The 16583-nt window shown below is 68.5% G+C and carries 12 protein-coding genes; 8 read left to right on the forward strand and 4 right to left on the reverse strand.

The genetic code is table 11. The features are described from left to right. Positions 1 to 310: 310 nt before the first annotated feature. Positions 311 to 3187, reverse strand: a complete 2877-nt coding sequence (locus H4O13_15930; GenBank protein MBE5316882.1) for a DEAD/DEAH box helicase — start codon at positions 3185 to 3187, stop codon at positions 311 to 313. A 589-nt stretch (positions 3188 to 3776) separates the two neighbouring features. Here H4O13_15930 and H4O13_15935 point away from each other — a divergent pair. Together H4O13_15935 and H4O13_15940 are read left to right on the forward strand one after the other, a co-directional pair. Further along, complete coding sequence (locus tag H4O13_15935; protein MBE5316883.1) at positions 3777 to 4013, forward strand: ChpI protein; 237 nt, start codon at positions 3777 to 3779, stop codon at positions 4011 to 4013. A gap of 296 nt (positions 4014 to 4309) precedes the next feature. After that, positions 4310 to 4861: a hypothetical protein gene (locus H4O13_15940; protein MBE5316884.1), complete on the forward strand. Its 552-nt coding sequence runs from the start codon at positions 4310 to 4312 to the stop codon at positions 4859 to 4861. Positions 4862 to 4916: 55 nt separating this feature from the next. Here the strand turns inward: H4O13_15940 and uvrD are convergent, their stop codons facing one another. From uvrD to H4O13_15955, 3 genes are all read right to left on the reverse strand, one after another. After that, a complete protein-coding gene (gene uvrD / locus H4O13_15945; protein MBE5316885.1) occupies positions 4917 to 7094 on the reverse strand; it encodes a DNA helicase II in 2178 nt (725 codons plus the stop codon). A 569-nt stretch (positions 7095 to 7663) separates the two neighbouring features. Next, complete coding sequence (locus H4O13_15950; protein MBE5316886.1) at positions 7664 to 8713, reverse strand: saccharopine dehydrogenase NADP-binding domain-containing protein; 1050 nt, start codon at positions 8711 to 8713, stop codon at positions 7664 to 7666. Continuing rightward, positions 8710 to 9510: an SDR family oxidoreductase gene (locus tag H4O13_15955; GenBank protein MBE5316887.1), complete on the reverse strand. Its 801-nt coding sequence runs from the start codon at positions 9508 to 9510 to the stop codon at positions 8710 to 8712. The genes H4O13_15950 and H4O13_15955 overlap by 4 nt, the downstream gene beginning before the upstream one ends. 336 nt (positions 9511 to 9846) lie before the next feature. On the opposite strand from H4O13_15955, the gene H4O13_15960 reads away from it, so the two are divergent. From H4O13_15960 to H4O13_15985, 6 genes are all read left to right on the forward strand, one after another. Continuing rightward, positions 9847 to 10599 carry a ParA family protein gene (locus tag H4O13_15960; protein ID MBE5316888.1) on the forward strand — a complete coding sequence of 251 codons (753 nt, stop codon included), beginning with the start codon at positions 9847 to 9849 and terminating at the stop codon, positions 10597 to 10599. 76 nt (positions 10600 to 10675) lie between these two features. Beyond that, positions 10676 to 13066 (forward strand): RNA-binding transcriptional accessory protein, encoded by a 2391-nt coding sequence (locus tag H4O13_15965; GenBank protein MBE5316889.1) that lies wholly within the window; start codon positions 10676 to 10678, stop codon positions 13064 to 13066. A gap of 154 nt (positions 13067 to 13220) precedes the next feature. After that, on the forward strand, positions 13221 to 14345 hold the full coding sequence (locus tag H4O13_15970) for a TRAP transporter substrate-binding protein (GenBank protein ID MBE5316890.1): 1125 nt from the start codon (positions 13221 to 13223) through the stop codon (positions 14343 to 14345). 157 nt (positions 14346 to 14502) lie between these two features. After that, complete coding sequence (locus H4O13_15975; protein MBE5316891.1) at positions 14503 to 14889, forward strand: rhodanese-like domain-containing protein; 387 nt, start codon at positions 14503 to 14505, stop codon at positions 14887 to 14889. A gap of 109 nt (positions 14890 to 14998) precedes the next feature. After that, positions 14999 to 15508, forward strand: coding sequence for a protein-export chaperone SecB (gene secB, locus H4O13_15980; protein ID MBE5316892.1), 510 nt, complete (start codon positions 14999 to 15001; stop codon positions 15506 to 15508). Positions 15509 to 15530: 22 nt separating this feature from the next. Next, positions 15531 to 16556, forward strand: coding sequence for an NAD(P)-dependent glycerol-3-phosphate dehydrogenase (locus H4O13_15985; GenBank protein ID MBE5316893.1), 1026 nt, complete (start codon positions 15531 to 15533; stop codon positions 16554 to 16556). Positions 16557 to 16583: the final 27 nt, after the last annotated feature.

Consider the following 16583-nt stretch of genomic DNA (forward strand, 5'->3'; position numbering starts at 1 on the left):
CACCGACCGCATAGGGTGGGTCTTGACCCCCCGACCTCAGGCCTGTCGCGCCGACCTGCGCCGCGTGCGGCAGCCGCAAACGCGACGCCGCGAAAGCCCCGCGATCCAGCCGCATAGGGTGGGTCTTGACCCACCGACCTCAGGCCTGTCGCGCCGACCTGCGCCGCGAGCGGCAGCCGCAAACGCGACGCCGCGAAAGGCCCGCGATCCAGCCGCATAGGGTGGGTCTTGACCCACCGTCCTCAGGCCATCGCGCCGACCTTCGGCGCGCGCGGCACCTGCCAACCGGGCTCCGCTCGAAGCGCGTGCGTCAGAGCAGGGGCGCAAACAGCTCCGCCAGATCGTCCTCGCCGAAGGCCACCTTGGTGCTGGTGCCGCCGTCCAGCACGGCCTGCGCCAGCTGCGCCTTGGCCTGCTGAAGGTTCTGGATCTTCTCCTCGACCGTGCCCGCGCAGATCAATCGGTACACGAACACCGGCTTGTCCTGGCCGATGCGGTGGGCGCGGTCGGTGGCCTGCGATTCCACCGCCGGGTTCCACCAGGGGTCGTAGTGGATCACGGTGTCGGCGGCGGTCAGGTTCAGGCCGACGCCGCCGGCCTTCAGGCTGATCAGGAACACCGGCACCTCGCCGGCCTGGAAGCGCTCGACCAGGCTGGTGCGGTCGCGGGTCTGTCCGGTCAGCACCAGCGGCTGGATGCCGCGTTCGTTCAGCGCCTGCTCGATCAGCGCCAGCATCTCGGCGAACTGGCTGAACACCAGCACGCGGCGGCCTTCGGCCAGCAGGCTGTCGAGCAGATCGAGCAGCAGGTCGAGCTTGGCCGAGTCCTCGACGCTGCGCGCATGCGCCAGCTTGACCAGGCGCGGATCGCAGCAGACCTGGCGCAGCTTCAGCAGGGCATCGAGCACGATGATGCCGCTCTGGGCGAGGCCGCGTTCGGCGATCGCCTCGCGCACGCGCTCGTGCTGCACCAGGCGCAGGGTTTCGTACAGCTCGCGCTGCCGGCCTTCCAGCTCGACCTCACGCAGGATCTCCGTCTTCGGCGGCAGGTCGGTCAGCACGTCCTGCTTGCGCCGGCGCAGCATCAGCGGCGCGATGCGCCGATTCAGCCGCTGCTGGCGCTCGATGTCGGCCTGCTTCTCGATCGGCGTGCGGTACAAGCGATTGAACTGGCGCTCGCTGCCGAGCACGCCGGGCTCGACCGCATCCATCTGCGCCCACAGCTCGCCCAAGTGGTTCTCCAGCGGCGTGCCGGTCATCGCCAGCCGGCGGCTGACGTTCAGCTCGCGAACCACCTGCGCGGCCTGGGTGCGCACGTTCTTGATGGTCTGCGCCTCGTCCAGCACCAGCAGCGAGAAGGGCTGGGCCACCAGCACTTCGCGATCGCGCGGCAGCAGCGGGTAGGTGGTGATGACCAGATCGAACTCGGCCATCGACTCGAACAGGGCCTCGCGCTGGCTGCCGTGCAGCACCAGCACCTTCAGCTGCGGGCAGAAGCGCCGCGCCTCGTTGCGCCAGTTCAGCACCAGCGAAGTCGGCGCCACCACCAGCACCGGGTCGGGCAGGCGCCCGGCCTGCTTCTCCACCAGCACATGCGCCAGCACCTGAACGGTTTTGCCCAGGCCCATGTCGTCGGCGAGGATGCCGCCCAGCTTGGCGGCTGCCAGAAAGCCCAGCCAGTCCAGACCATCGCGCTGATACGGGCGCAGCTCGGCGCCGAAATCGGTCGGCGGGTCGACCTGCACGCGGCGGCTGCGCAGCTGCTCCAGCTGCTGGTACAGCGGGGCGGCTCCGCGCCAGACCAGGCTGGCGCCGGTCAGCTCTTCGACCAGGGTGCTCTGCGCGCGGCCCAGGCGGATCGGGCCCTCGCGGTTCGAGCTGTCTTCCAGCCATTCGAGCAAGGGCTCGAGCAGCGCACGCAGGCGCTTCAGCGGCAGGCGGATGCGGCGATTGGCATCCAGCGGCGCCACGTAGGTCGCGTTGTCCGGCTCGCGCGGGCCGGGGCGGCGCGGAAAATCCGGGTCAGCCAGCACATGCCGCAGCACCGGCATCAGATCGATGCGCTCGCCGCCGATCTCGATGCCCAGGCTCAGGTTGAACCAGGCGCCGCCGGCGTCCTCATCGACTTCGGCCAGCCAGCCCTCGCTGCCGTCGAGCACGCGCGCCGGGTAGTCGCGGGCGAAGCGCACCTCGAAGCCGGCGTCTTCCAGCCGCGGCAGCAGCGGCTGCCAGTGCTCGGCGTCGGCGTGGCCGGCGCGGCCGCGCGGCAGCACGAAATCTTCGGGGCTGAAGTCCTGGCTGGCGGCCATCGCCGCGCCGAACTCGTCGTCGGCGGCGCGCAGGCCCAGCTCGTTCAAGCGCTCCAGCGCGGCCAGTTCGGCCGCCGCCGAGCGATGCACTTCGTAGACCTCACCCTGGTGGTAATGCCGCTCAACCTGCCGCGCGCCCACCGGCGGCAGCAGCAGCGGCGGGTAGGCGAAGGACAGCCGCGCGCTGGCGACCTGGCGGTGGCCGTTGCGGCCGACCACGCGCTGCTCGCGCAGCTCGAGCACCGGAATCGGCGGCGCCTGCAGCAGCTGCACGCTGCCGCGCGCGCGCGGCGGCGGCAGGCCGGGCAGCTGGCTCAGCTTCTTCAGGCGCTCGCCAACGTGATCGACGTGTTCGGGCAGCAGCGCGGGCGCGCTGGACAGCAGGCCCGGCAGCTTGGGGTCGGCATCGAGCGCGCCGAACTCGCCGCGGTTGCGGTCCAGGTAGAGCAGCGCCTCGCCCTCCAGCACCAGCGCGCCGGGCGCGTCGATGACGCGGCAGTACAGGCGCTGGCTGCCGTCGTCCAGATCCAGCCAGTCGAGCTCCAGCCCGCGCTTCGGCCCCAGCGTGAGCCGCTGGCCCGAGGCGCGCTCCAGCAGCAGCGGCCATTCGGCCGCCAGCGCCAGCAGCGCGCGCGCCTGATGTGCAGAACGCACCGGCAGGAAGTGGCGCTCGGCGCGGGTCAGCCCGTACAGCGGCTCCGCGCCCAGGCCCAGCGCGGCCAGCCGCTCCAGCTGTTCGGCCGAGTAGCCACCGGGCGGCTTGGGGCTGGGCCCACCGACCTGGCCGAGTTCGATCGCCACCGGGTTGGCAAAGCCGCCGCGCTTGCCCGCGCGCACCAAGCTGGGCTGCACCAGCAGCACCGGCTGCGGCAGGTCCATCACCTTCAGCAGCAGGGCCGGCGCGCGCTCGGGCTCGGGCTCCGGGTCCACCTTCGGCAGCGGCCGCGGGCCCACGCCGTCGACCTTGGCCATCCAGCGGTCCCAGGGCCGCAGCGCGGCCTCGGGCGAGGAGTCGGTCAGCGCCAGCAGCAGGGCGGCGGCGTGCAGGCAGCGCGTCTCGCGGCACTCGCAGATCCAGCGCGCCTGCAGGCCCTTGTCGCGGCCGGTCTGCATCAGGCTGATGCCGGTCGAGCCCAGGGTGCGGCCAATCGGCAAGCGCCCTGCGATCAGGCCGCCGGGGCCGTAGTCGAAGAAGTTGATGTTCTCGACCGCCCCGGCCAGCTCGGCCCCGCCGCGCAAGGCGGCCGGATCGAACCAGCGCTGCCAGTCCTGCGACTGCAGCAGGGCGATGAACTCGGCTTTGGTCATGCGTCATGCGCGCTCGCGAAGCGGCCGGCCCCGACTCCGCGCCACGCGGAAGAGGGGCCAAGCCCGACCCGCGAGCGTAGCAGGATGGATCGGAAATCCGAATGGCTGGAGGTGGGGGAGGTTGGGGTGGCGCGGTCCCGCTGGGCGATACTCCCGTTCCATGAAGATCGTCGTCTCGCTCCCAGATCCGCTGTGCTTGAAGGCCGAGCAGCTCGCGAAGGCGCTGGGTGTGTCGCGCAGCAGGCTCTATGCCGAGGCGATCGCGGAGTACCTCGCCCGGCGCGGCGGCGCAGCGATTACCGCCAAGTTGAACGACGTGTTTGCCGAGCAGAAGTCCGCCCTGTCAGACGAGCTTGCTCGCGCTCAATCGAACAGCCTCAGTGATGGTGCGTGGTGAGCATCCGTAGGCGCGTTGGTGACGAGGTGGCGAAGTCGCGAAGCAAAACGTGCCCCCTGAATTTCCGCTTCCGTTTGCCGGCGCTCGCGGGCTGTGTTTTTCTGCACTCAAACACTGACCCGGCCTGACCGCCTCGACAAGAACGACGTGGCGACCGGGTGCGAAAGCCCCCGAAGGGCGGCTTTTGCGTGTCTGGAGTGACCGGTCGAGTGTATCGGTGGCACGGCGCACGCACGTCCCCAAGCAATCTCACTCAACGCCCCGATTTGTCTGTCGCTCTCCGTCACGGAGCCCTAATGAACACACCAGAGCGATCCCACGCCGGCTTCCATGTCGCGGTCGACGGTGATGATGTCAACGCCCAACCGAATCGGCACCGACGTACGGGAGCCCCAGGTGCGCCGATACGCAAGAGTGCCACTGCCACCGCGATGCTCCTGACCACGGTCTTTGGTCTCAGCGCATGTTCGACGTGCGTGCGAGGCGTCAAGGACGTGATGGATCGCGGTGACGAGGCGCATGGTTTCTGCGCCGCTACCGTGATTCGACCGAGTCGCTCCGAGTTCGAGAGCATTGGATACTTCGGTCACTGCTTCTACCGGGGCAGAGATCTCGGGCCCTGTGGAGAGCTTGCCGTTTCCCCTCATGGTCGATACGCGGCATGGGTGGATAGTTCTACGGCGACGGTCAAGGCCTTTGCACCAGGGTGGTCCGATCCGCGTTGGATCACTTACGAGCGCAACACCAAGATCTCGCGACTTGCCGTCACCGATGATCCCGCCCAGGTGCACGTCTTCACCGAGGGTGCAATCGCGCCTTCGTCAATCGATATTCCACGCGGCGAATAGGCGGGCTGGCGTGGAGAGCGAGGTGGCCCCGAGGCCAGCGCGCACCGTGTCCGCCTCACCCCACCTGCAAGTTCGCATAAGACACCACCAGCCACTTGCTGCCCGCCTCCTCGAAGTTGACCTGCACCCGCGCATGCGGGCCGTCGCCTTCGAAGTCGGTGATTACACCCGCGCCGAACTTGGCGTGGCTGACCAGGGCGCCGAGCTTGAGGCCGGCGGGCGTGGGCTCGGCCGCGAAGCGGGCGCGTGGGGCAGGCGATGAAAAGGCCGGGCGGCTGACCTGCACGCGCGGGCGCACTTCGTGCAGCACGTCGCCGGGGATCTCGCGCAGGAAGCGCGAGGGCGCGCCGAAGGTGTCCATGCCGTGGATCCGCCGCGCTTCGGCGTAGCACAGCACCAGTTTCTGGCGGGCGCGGGTCAGGCCGACGTAGGCCAGCCGGCGTTCTTCTTCGAGGCGGCCGGCTTCCTCCATCGACTTCTGGCCGGGGAACAGGCCTTCTTCGAGCCCGACGATGCAGACCAGCGGGAACTCCAGCCCCTTGGCCGAGTGCAGGGTCATCAGCTGCACGCAGTCCTGCCAGGCCTCGGCCTGGCCTTCGCCGGCTTCGAGCGCGGCATAGGCGAGAAAGCCGACCAGCTCGGGCAGGGGCTCGGCACCTTCTTCCACTTCGACGCGGGCGAAGCGGCTGGCGACGGTGACCAGCTCGTCGAGGTTGTCGGTGCGCGCGTCCAGGGTGCCGCGCGATTCCTCGGCGTAGTGGGTGCGCAGGCCCGACACCGCCAGCACGTGGTCGATCTGTTCGGCCAGCGTGAGCGTGCGCGTGTCGCGGTCGAGCTGTTCAATCAGCTCGATGAAGCCGCGCAGTGCGTTCTTGGCGCGGCCGGGCAGGGCACCCTGCGTCAGCTCGGCCAGCACGGCCTCCCACAGCGAGAGGTTCTCGGCCTGGGCGCGGGCGCGCACCTGTTCGATCGTCTTGCCGCCGATGCCGCGCGCCGGCGTGTTGACCGCGCGCTCAAAGGCGGCGTCATCGGCGCGGCTGGCGATCAGGCGCAGGTAGGCCAGCGTGTCCTTGATTTCGGCGCGCTCGAAGAAGCGCAGGCCGCCGTAGACGCGATAGGCCACGCCGGCCTGCATCAGGGCTTCTTCCAGCGCGCGCGACTGTGCGTTCGAGCGGTACAGCACCGCGCAGTCGGACGGGCTGCCGCCCTCGCTGATCCAGCGCTGGATGCGCTGCACCACATGCTGGGCTTCGTCCATCTCGTTGTAGGCGGCATACAGGTCGATCGGCTCGCCTTCGCCGTCGGCGGTCCACAGCGTTTTGCCGAGCCGCTGCGGGTTGTGGCCGATCACCGCGTTGGCCGCTTTGAGGATGTTCGCGGTGGAGCGGTAGTTCTGCTCCAGCCGCACCGTGTGCGCGCCATCAAAGTCGCGCAGGTAGTGCTGCACGTTCTCGACCTTGGCGCCGCGCCAGCCGTAGATGGCCTGGTCGTCGTCGCCGACCACGAAGGTCGAGCCGGTGGCGCCGGCCAGCACGCGCACGAAGGCGTACTGGATGGTGTTGGTGTCCTGGAACTCGTCGACCAGCAGATGGCCGAAGCGCTGCTGGTAGTGGTGCAGCAGGCCGGCGTGGTTCAGCCACAGCTCGTGCGCGCGCAGCAGCAGCTCGGCGAAGTCGACCAGACCCGCGCGGCGGGCGGTGGTCTCGTAGGCCTCGTAGATGCGGATGAAGGTGTCGGTGGCCGGATTGCCGCCGATCACGTGCTTGGGCCGCTTGCCTTCGTCTTTCGCGGCGTTGATGAACCACGCTGCCTGGCGCGCGGGCCAGCGCTTCTCGTCGAGGCCCATGTCGTTGATCACGCGCTTGAGTAGCCGGATCTGGTCGTCCGAGTCCAGCACCTGGAAGGTTTCGGGCAGGCCGGCTTCATGCCAGTGCAGGCGCAGCAGCCGATGGGCGATGCCGTGGAAGGTGCCGATCCACATGCCGCGCCCGCCCTGGCCGCCGAGCTGGCTGATGCGATGTCGCATCTCGCCGGCGGCCTTGTTGGTGAAGGTCACCGCCAGCACGCCGTAGGGCGGCACGCCGAGCACCTCGGTCAGCCAGCCGATGCGGTGCACCAGCACCCGCGTTTTGCCGGAGCCGGCGCCGGCCAGCACCAGGGTGTGCTTGGAGTCGGTGGTGACGGCCTCGCGCTGGGCCGTGTTGAGCGCATCGAGCAGGTGGGAAACATCCATGCCGCATTGTAGCGGCGCGGGCTGTGGTGGCCGATTGAATCGGACGGGCCCCGGCTCACCGCGGCCCTCGCCGCGATCATGAAGCCCATAGGGTGGGTCTTGACCCACCGGAGTTCGAATCTCGCCCCGGTGATGCCAGCGCGTCGACGACGCCGAACGCATCGCCTCATTGCGGGCGTCATTGATGCAGGGGGGTGCGTGGTTGGGAAACAGATGACCGGCGCGCGCGTCGAGGCCAGGGTGGGTCAAGACCCACCCTATGCAGGTGCGGCGAGGGGTTGGCCGCGGCGCACGCGGCAAGCCCATAGGGTGGGTCTTGACCCACCGGAGCTCGAATCTCGCCCCGGTGATGCCAACGCGTCGACGACGCCGAACGCGTTCCCTCATTGCGGGCGTCATCGATGCAGCGGTGGGCGTCCTTGGGAAACGGATAGCCGGCGCGAGCGTCGAGGCCATGGTGGGTCAAGACCCACCCTATGCCGGTGCGGCGACGGGTGGGCCGCGGCGCATGCGGTGCGGGCCTATAGGGTGGGTCTTGACCCACCAAAGACGACCCGATGGCCTGGGCCTCACCCCGTCCGCTCAACCCCCGGCAGAGTGGTGACGTAGCTCGCCCCCATCAGCTGCGAGGCCGTGTGGAAGCCACTGGGCACATCGCCCTGTGCCAAGCGCTCAATGATGCCCAGCGCGGCATCGACGGTCAGGGTGTAGCCGTTCGGCGTGCGCAGCCTGCGCGCGACGCGCTGGCCGCGGGCGTTGGTGGCTTCGCCCCAGACCCAGGTGGCGCTGCGCTCGCGCGAGTCGTTTGAAGGCCCACGCACCTTGCGCTCGACCTGGCGCTTCAGGAACTCCTGCACCGGCTTCCAGCCCAGCAACGGGCCGAGCAGGCGCAGACGTCGGACGCGGCGGATCGTCGCCGGCGGTACCGCCATGTAGACCTCGATGTTCGGAATGCCGGTGCTGAAGTACGCGGTGCAGACATCGCCCCAGGGAATCGTCATCGCCGAGCGCTGCACGCCCTCGCGCTCGAAGTAGCGCACCTTCCAGGCCAGCGGCACGCGCTTCAATTCGCCGTTCTCGCGCACGCGGCCGCCCTTGCCCAGGCCCTCGACGCTGGTCTTGGCCGTGCCCGGGCTGGGCCCGCCGCCGGCTTCGAAGGCCAGCACCAGATGGGTGGCATCGGGCAGATCGCGCTTCAACTGCGCGGCCAGGCAGTCGGTGGGCACCACGTCGAAACCCGCGCCGGGCAGCACCAGCACACCGGCTTTCTTGGCGCGCGCATCGTTCGACTGGCAGTGCGCGAACACATCGATCTCGCCGGTGATGTCGAGGTAGTGCGTGCCGCTGGCGAGGCAGGCCTCCAGCATCGGCGCGCAGGTGGCGGAGAACGGGCCGGCGCAGTGCATCACCGCATCGACGTCGCGCAGGGCTTCTCTCAACGCGACCGCGTCAGAAAGGTCGATCGCCTTCCATTCAAGATCCAGCGATTCCGCCAGCGTCTTGAGCGCCTCAGCATTGCGACCGGCCAACAGCGGGCGCAGGCCACGCGCCACTGCCGCTTCGGCCATCAATCGCCCGGTGTAGCCGTTGGCGCCGTAGAGCATCCAGCGCAGGCTCATGATTTGGCCCCGCGCGCGCGCATTAGCTTCTGCACCTGCTTGTAGTAGAACTCCGGGAACCAGCGCTTCATCCACCAGCGTCGGCGCTCGGTGGCGGTGGGGATGATCAGGAAGACGCCGCGCTCGGCCGCATCGACGATGGCCTTCGCGATGTCGTCGGCGCTTTCGCGGGCGTCCTCCATCAGCTTGGCCGCGGTCTTGCGCATGCGCTCGGAGCCGCGGAAGTTCTCCAGCAGATTGGTCTTGAAGAAGGCCGGGCAGACGACAGACACCTTCAGGCCGCGCGGCTCGAATTCGCCGCGCAGGCCTTCGCTCAGGGTGACCACGCCGCCCTTGGCCACGCCGTAGGAGGACAGCCCCGGCGCGCCGGCCAGGCCGGCGAAGCTCGCGATATTGATGATCTGGCCCGAGCCGCGCGCCAGCATATCGGGCGCAAAGGCCTTGCAGCCGCGCACCACGCCCAGCAGGTTGACCTCGAGCATCCAGCGCCAGTCCTCGATGCTGGCCTCCAGCGTCGCGCCGCCCGAAGCCACACCTGCGTTGTTGATCAGCACGTCGAGCCCGTGCCAGGTCGAGTTGACCTGTTCGCGCAGCAGAGCCCAGGCCTCGTCGCTGGTGATGTCGACAGGAAACGCAAGCGCGCGGCCGCCAGCGGCCTCGATCTCGGTGCGCACGCCTTCGGCGCGTTCGAGGTTCAGATCGGCGATGCCAACGCGGCAGCCCATGGCGGCATAGCGCAGGGCGAGCGCGCGGCCCAGGCCGCTGCCGGCGCCGGTGATCAGGACGGTCTTGCTCATGCGTCGGCATCCACACCCAGGGAATCGGCGATTCTAGGCGCTGGATGCGGGCGTTCCGCAATCCAGCGATAGCTTCCGCGATGCAGAACCTGCCGTGTGCGCGTAGGCTGCCGGTGTTTGGAGAACCTCTGACTCTGGTGGGTACGGCATGGCAGGGGAGGGCACGCATCTCGCGGGGTTCGCGCTCTCTCCCGGCCTGGACGTCGCTCCGCTCGGGCTCATCTGCCCGCAAGCGCCCACCGGGCGATTGCGGGCGGCCCGCTTCGCTCCACGCGGGGAAAGCGAGGCTTCGGAACGGAACCTGCACGCAGGGACCGGGATAGACACGGAGGCGCCATGATCCTGACGGTGGGCAATAACAAGGGTGGCGTCGGCAAGACCGCGCTGGCGGCGCATCTGGTGTTCCGCGCGGCCGAGCAGCTGCGCGTGCTGGCGGTCGACCTGGATGGCCAGGCCAACCTCACCGCCACCTTGATCGAGCGCAGCGAGAAGCGGGGCCACGACGGCAGCGACCTGCTGTTCACCGGCGACGAAGCGCCGCAGCCGATGCGAACGCCCGACCCCAACATCGACCTGCTGCCCGCCGGCAAGGGCCTGAACAGTACCGACCGCTTGAACCTGTCGGCGGCCTTCGAAGCGATCGGGCATCTCAAGAAGCTGGCCGGCACCTATGACCTGGTCGTGATCGACACCCCGCCCGCGATTGGCCTGCGCATGACCGCCGCGCTGGCCTGCGCGCGCCAGGTGGTGGTGCCGCTGGTGCCGGAGAGCTACTCGGTCGACGGGGTCTCGGCCGTGCTCGCCGAAATCGCCGGCATCGCCGAGAACCTGAACACGGCGATGCGCCCCGCGCAGTTCGTGTTGAACCTGGTCAACCCACAGGCGCGCCAGCATCGGCGCATCGGCGAGCAGATCAGCGAGTGCTTTCCGGTGGTGCAGCCCTGGCTCAACCGCAGCGTCGCGGTCGCCGAAGCCCTGGCCGAACGTCGGCCCGTGTGGAAGCGCCCGACCTCGACCAAGGCCGCCCAGCAGTGGCGTGCGCTGACCGGGCGCCTGCTGGTCGATCAGGGCCTGCTGCGCGAGGTCTAGTAAAGCGGTCGCGCTGGCAGGGCGGAGCACTCGGCCTATACTCCGGCCCCCGTGTTCCACAGGCCAGCCGCATCGCATGAGCTCCAGCGCTACCGAGATCAGCCGCAACCCCGCCCAGATCGCCCAGCGCATCAGCGCCCAGATCGCCGAAGAGATCGCCGCCCAGCCCGCCCAGGTGCGCGCCGCGGTCGAGCTGTTGGACGGCGGCGCCACCGTGCCCTTCATCGCGCGCTATCGAAAGGAAGTCACGGGCGGTCTTGACGATACGCAGCTGCGCACCCTGGAAGAGCGCCTGATCTACCTGCGTGAACTCGAAGACCGCCGCGACGCGATCCTGGCCAGCGTCCACGAGCAGGGCAAGCTGACCGATGCCCTGCGCGCGGACATCGAAGCGGCCGACACCAAGGCCCGGCTGGAAGACCTCTACCTGCCCTACAAGCCCAAGCGCCGCACCAAGGCGCAGATCGCCCGCGAGGCCGGGCTCGAACCCCTGGCGCTGGGCCTGCTGGAAGACCCGTCCGAGGCGCCTGAAGTGCGTGCCGCGGCCTACGTCGATGCCGACAAGGGCGTGGCCGACATCAAGGCCGCGCTGGAGGGCGCGCGCGCCATCCTGATCGAACGCATCAGCGAAGACGCCGCCCTGGTCGGCGAACTGCGCGAGTGGCTGTGGAGCTGCGGCGAGATCGAGGCCAAGGTCATCGAGGGCAAGCAGCAGGAAGGCGCGAAGTACAGCGACTACTTCGACCACGCCGAAGCCGTGGCCAAGATCCCCTCGCACCGCTTGCTGGCGCTGATGCGTGCGCGCAATGAGGGAGTGATCAGCATGGACCTCTACCCGAAAGCGAAAACAACCGTGGCCAGCGACGACCCGCGCGCGGCGGCGACCGCGGCCGGCAATGCCGAGGCGGAAGGTCGGATCGCGCTGCGTGCCGGCGTGGCCGAGCGCGGACGTCCTGCCGATGCCTGGCTGCGCGAAACCGTGCGCCACGCCTGGCGCTTCAAGCTGCATCTCAGCCTGTCGCTGGACCTGCTGCTGAAGGCGCGCGAGTCCGCCGAGGAAGAGGCCATCCGCGTGTTCGGCGACAACCTGAAGGATCTGCTGCTGGCCGCGCCCGCGGGCCCGCGGGTGGTGATGGGGCTCGACCCCGGCCTTCGCACCGGGGTCAAGGTCGCCACGGTCGATCGCACCGGCAAGGTGGTGCAGACCGGCACGGTCTTTCCGCATGCGCCTTCGAACCGCTGGGATGCGTCGATCGCAGAGCTCGCTCGCGCCTGCGCGGCCCACGGCGTCGAACTGATCGCGATCGGCAACGGCACCGCGTCGCGCGAGACCGACCGCCTCGCTGCCGAGCTGATCAAGAAGCACCCCGAGCTGAAGCTGCAGAAGATCGTCGTCAGCGAGGCCGGCGCGTCGGTCTACTCGGCGTCCGAGATCGCATCCAAAGAGCTGCCCGAGCTGGATGTCAGCCTGCGCGGCGCGGTGTCGATCGCGCGGCGTCTGCAGGATCCGCTGGCCGAGCTGGTCAAGATCGATCCGAAGTCGATCGGCGTTGGCCAGTACCAGCACGACGTCAACCAGACGCGCTTGGCGCGCGCGCTGGACGGCCGCGTCGAGGACTGCGTGAACGGCGTCGGTGTCGACGTCAACACGGCTTCGCCAGCCCTGCTGGCACGCGTGGCCGGTCTGTCGGCCAGCGTCGCCGAGAACGTGGTGCGCTTCCGCGATGAGCACGGCGCCTTCGCCAGCCGTCGTGCGCTGCTGAAAGTGCCGCGCCTGGGCGAGAAGGCCTTCGAGCAGTGCGCGGGCTTCCTCCGCATCAACGGCGGCGAGAATCCGCTGGATGCCTCCAGCGTGCATCCCGAGGCCTATCCGGTGGTCGAGCGCATCCTCGCCAAGTGCGGACGTCAGGTGCGCGAGGTGATCAGCGATGCGACCTTCCTGCGCAGCCTGAACCCCGCCGAGTTCACCGACGAGCGCTTCGGCCTGCCGACCGTGCGTGACATCCTGCGTGAGCTGGAAAAGCCGGGCCGCGATCCGCGTCCGGAGTTCAAGACCGCGCGCTTCGAGGACGGCGTCGAGGACATCAAGGACCTGAAACCCGGCATGGTGCTGGAGGGTGTGGTCAGCAATGTCGCCGCCTTCGGTGCCTTCGTTGACCTCGGCGTGCACCAGGACGGTCTGGTCCACGTGTCCGCGCTGTCCGATCGTTTCGTGAAGGACCCGCGCGAGGTGGTGAAGGCGGGGCAGGTGGTGAAGGTCAAGGTTCTCGAAGTCGACCTGCCGCGCAAGCGCATCGCCCTGACCATGCGGCTGGATGACCCGATCGGCGAGGAGCGCAGCAGTCAGCGCGGCCCGCGTCGGGAGGATCGCCCAACGCAGGCCGCGCAGAAGCAGATGGCGCGCAACCAGCCGCCGGCGCCGGCCGGTGCACTTGCCGAAGCCCTGCTCCGCGCGCGGCGCAGCTGAACCCCGCGCGGGCTACGTCCTCGCGTCGAGTTTGGCGCGGGCCCTGTGCGTCGCTGCGCGCGGCTGCCCGCGCATCGGCTAAGCTCGCGCTGGGCTGGCGCGATCGTTCAAGCGCCGGCCTATCGCGAACACACACGTCCATCGAGGTCGTCGCATGAAGCGCAGGGATCTGTTGAAAGGTGCGGGTCTGGCCGCTGCGGGCTCTGGCTTGGCATTGACCGGTTGCAGTCAAGGACAGCCGGCGGCGACGGCCGGGACGACAGCCTCAGCTGAGCCGGTTCGCAACTGGAAGATGGTCACCGCCTGGCCGGCGGGCTTTCCGGGCCTGGGCACCGGAGCCGCGGATCTTGCGGCGCTGATCACCCGCGCCAGCGGAGGCCGAATCAAGGTCCGCGTCTACGGCGCCGGCGAGCTGGTGCCGGCCTTCGAAGTCTTCGATGCCGTCAGCCGCGGCACCGCGGAGATGGGCCACTGCGCTGCCTACTACTGGGGCGGCAAGTCACCCGCCGCAGCCTTCTTCTGCACCGTGCCCTTCGGCTTGAATGCGATGGAGATGAACGGCTGGCTGTACTACGGCGGTGGGCTTGAGCTATGGCGCGAGCTGTACGCGCAGTTCGGGCTGGTGCCGTTCCCCGCTGGCAACACCGGCGTGCAGATGGCCGGCTGGTTCAAGCGTGAGATCACCAGCGTGGCGGATCTGGCCGGGCTCAAGATGCGCATCCCGGGTCTTGGCGGCGAGGTGATGTCAAAGCTCGGAGCCACTCCGGTCAACCTGCCCGGCGGCGAGTTGTTCAGCGCCCTGCAGTCGGGTGCCATCGATGCCACCGAGTGGGTGGGGCCTTACAACGACCTCGCCTTCGGCCTGCACCGCGTTGCCAAGTACTGCTACTACCCCGGCTGGCAGGAGCCAGGTCCTACCTTGGAGTGCATGGTCAACAAGGCAGCCTTCGAGGAATTGCCGGACGATCTGAAGGCCGTAGTGGAGACCTGCTGCCGCGCAGTCAACGACTCCATGCTGGCCGAATACACCGCGCGCAACCAGGCCGCACTGGACAGCCTGCGGAGCGAGCACGGCGTTGAATTCCGCCCGCTGCCTCAGGACGTACTCGACGCCCTGCGAAAGGCGAGCATCGAGGTTCTGGAGCAGACCGCGACTCGCGATCCCTTTGCCGCCAAGGTCTACGCCTCCGTGAAGGCTTTCCGCGCCAGTGGCCGCGCTTGGGCTGCCGTGTCCGAGCAGGCCTATCTGCAGCTGCGCGGCGACTGGGCTTCCTCATGATCGCTTGCTGGCCCGTCGAAGCGAGCTGTTTTTGCGCCCGCCGGGTGCGTGTCCGATAATCGGCGCCCCTCGCGCCTTGGCGCCCCCTCGGAAGCTTTCCGTGTCCCAGTTTCTCGAACGCCTGCCGGAATTCATCGGCAACCATCCCATCCTGTCGATGGCCTTCGTCGGCTTGACCGCCGCCATCGTGATGAATGAGGTTTCGCGCCTGCGCCGCGGCTACAAAGCGATCAGCCCGGCCCAGCTGACCCTGCTGATGAACCGCGAGAACGCGCTGGTGGTGGACGTCAGTGCCATCGCCGACTTCGAGAAGGGCCACATTCTGGGCTCGAAGCACGTGGCGCTCAGCCAGTTCGATCCGGAAAACAAGACGCTGGCCAAGGTTCGCGACCTGCCGGTGGCGGTGGTCTGCCGCAGCGGCATGACCGCCTCGACGGCCGCCCAACGGCTGGTGAAGGCCGGCTTCAAGAACGTCTTCCTGCTTGAAGGCGGCGTACAGGCCTGGCAGGCGGCTGATCTGCCGCTGGTGCGCGGCAAGGCTTGAAGCCCTAAGCCAGCGCCCCAACCCACTGATTCCCCGCGCGGGCGGAATGCTTCCCCGCCCGTGGGATACTCGCCGGCTTCCGGCACACCCTTATCTTTCGGAGTACACCATGAGCGAAGAGAACCAGACGGCCGCCAACGGCGCAGGTGAACAGGGCCAGGCGCAGCTGGTGCTGCAGAAGATCTATGTCAAGGACGCTTCCTTTGAGGCTCCTTCTGCCCCGCAGATCTTCCAGGAGGAAATCTCCCCGCAGCTGCAGCTCAACATGAATCAGAAGGTCACGGCCTTGGCTCAGGACGTGTTCGAGGTCGTATTGACCCTGACGCTGACCTGCGGTGCCGGCGACAAGACCGCCTACCTGGTCGAAGTGCAGCAGGCTGGTGTCTTCACGATCTCGGGCTTCGATGCCCGCAACCTGGATGCGGTGCTGGGGACGTATTGCCCGAACACGCTTTTCCCCTACGCGCGCCAGTTGGTCAGCGACCTGATCCAGGCCGGTGGCTTCCCGCCCTACTTCCTGCAGCCGATCAACTTCGACCAGCTGTACGCGGAAACTCTGCGTCGCCGCGCCGAACAGGCCGGCGGCCAGCTTGCGGGCGAGCCCGCCGGCAACGCTTGAAATCTTCCATGAGGCGGCATGCATGAGCGACACGCTTAAGATCGCCGTGCTGGGTGCGGGCTCCTGGGGTACCGCACTCGCCGCCCAGATGGCTCGCAACGGGCACGCCGTCACCCTGTGGGGGCGTGACCCGCGACAGATCGCCGAGCTGCGCGAGCGGCGCAGCAACGAGCGTTATCTGCCGGGCATCCTTCTGCCTGAAGCGATGGGTTACAGCGACGACCTCCAGCAGAGCGTGCAGACGGCGGAGCTCGTGCTGGTGGTCGTTCCCAGTCATGCGTTCCCTGAAACCCTCGCCGCCATCGCCCCCGTGAGTTCGCATCTTCGCGGCTTGGCTTGGGCTACCAAAGGCTTCGAACTGGGCTCGGGTCGGTTTCTCCACGAGGTGGCCGCCAGCCTGCTGCCTGCTGAGATGCCCTTGGCCGTGGTGACCGGTCCATCGTTTGCGAAGGAAGTCGCGCAGGGCTTACCCACCGCGGTGACGGTGCACTCGGAAGATGCCGGATTCGCTCGATTGGCTGCAGAAGTCCTGCATGGAGCGAGCTTCCGCGCCTACACCGGCAGCGACATGCTGGGCGCCGAGCTTGGTGGTGCGATGAAGAACGTCCTGGCCGTTGCCACCGGCATCGCCGACGGCATGCAGCTCGGCTTGAACGCGCGCGCGGGCCTCATCACCCGTGGCCTGAACGAGATGCTTCGGCTCAACGCTGCCCTTGGCGGGCGGACCGAAACGCTCATGGGCCTTGCCGGTTTGGGAGATCTGGTACTGACCTGCACCGGGGATCTCTCGCGCAATCGCCGCCTAGGTCTCGCGCTTGGGCGCGGCGAGTCATTGGGTGTTGCGGTCCAAGCGATTGGGCAAGCGGTCGAATCCATCCAGACGGTAGATGAGGTGATGCGCCTAGCTGGGCGGGTCCAACTTGAGCTTCCCATCAGCGCGTTGGTGCAGCGGGTGCTGCACCAGGAAATCACCCCGCACGAAGGGCTTCGCCTACTGCTATCGCGTGAGCAAAAGCCTGAGTACCCACCGGGCTGGTTCGCGAGCTGACCCGATCGCCATCGAAGTTTCCCGCGC

The sequence above is a fragment of the Lysobacterales bacterium genome (genome assembly GCA_014946745.1).
Taxonomy (GTDB): Bacteria; Pseudomonadota; Gammaproteobacteria; order Xanthomonadales; family Xanthomonadaceae; genus Aquimonas.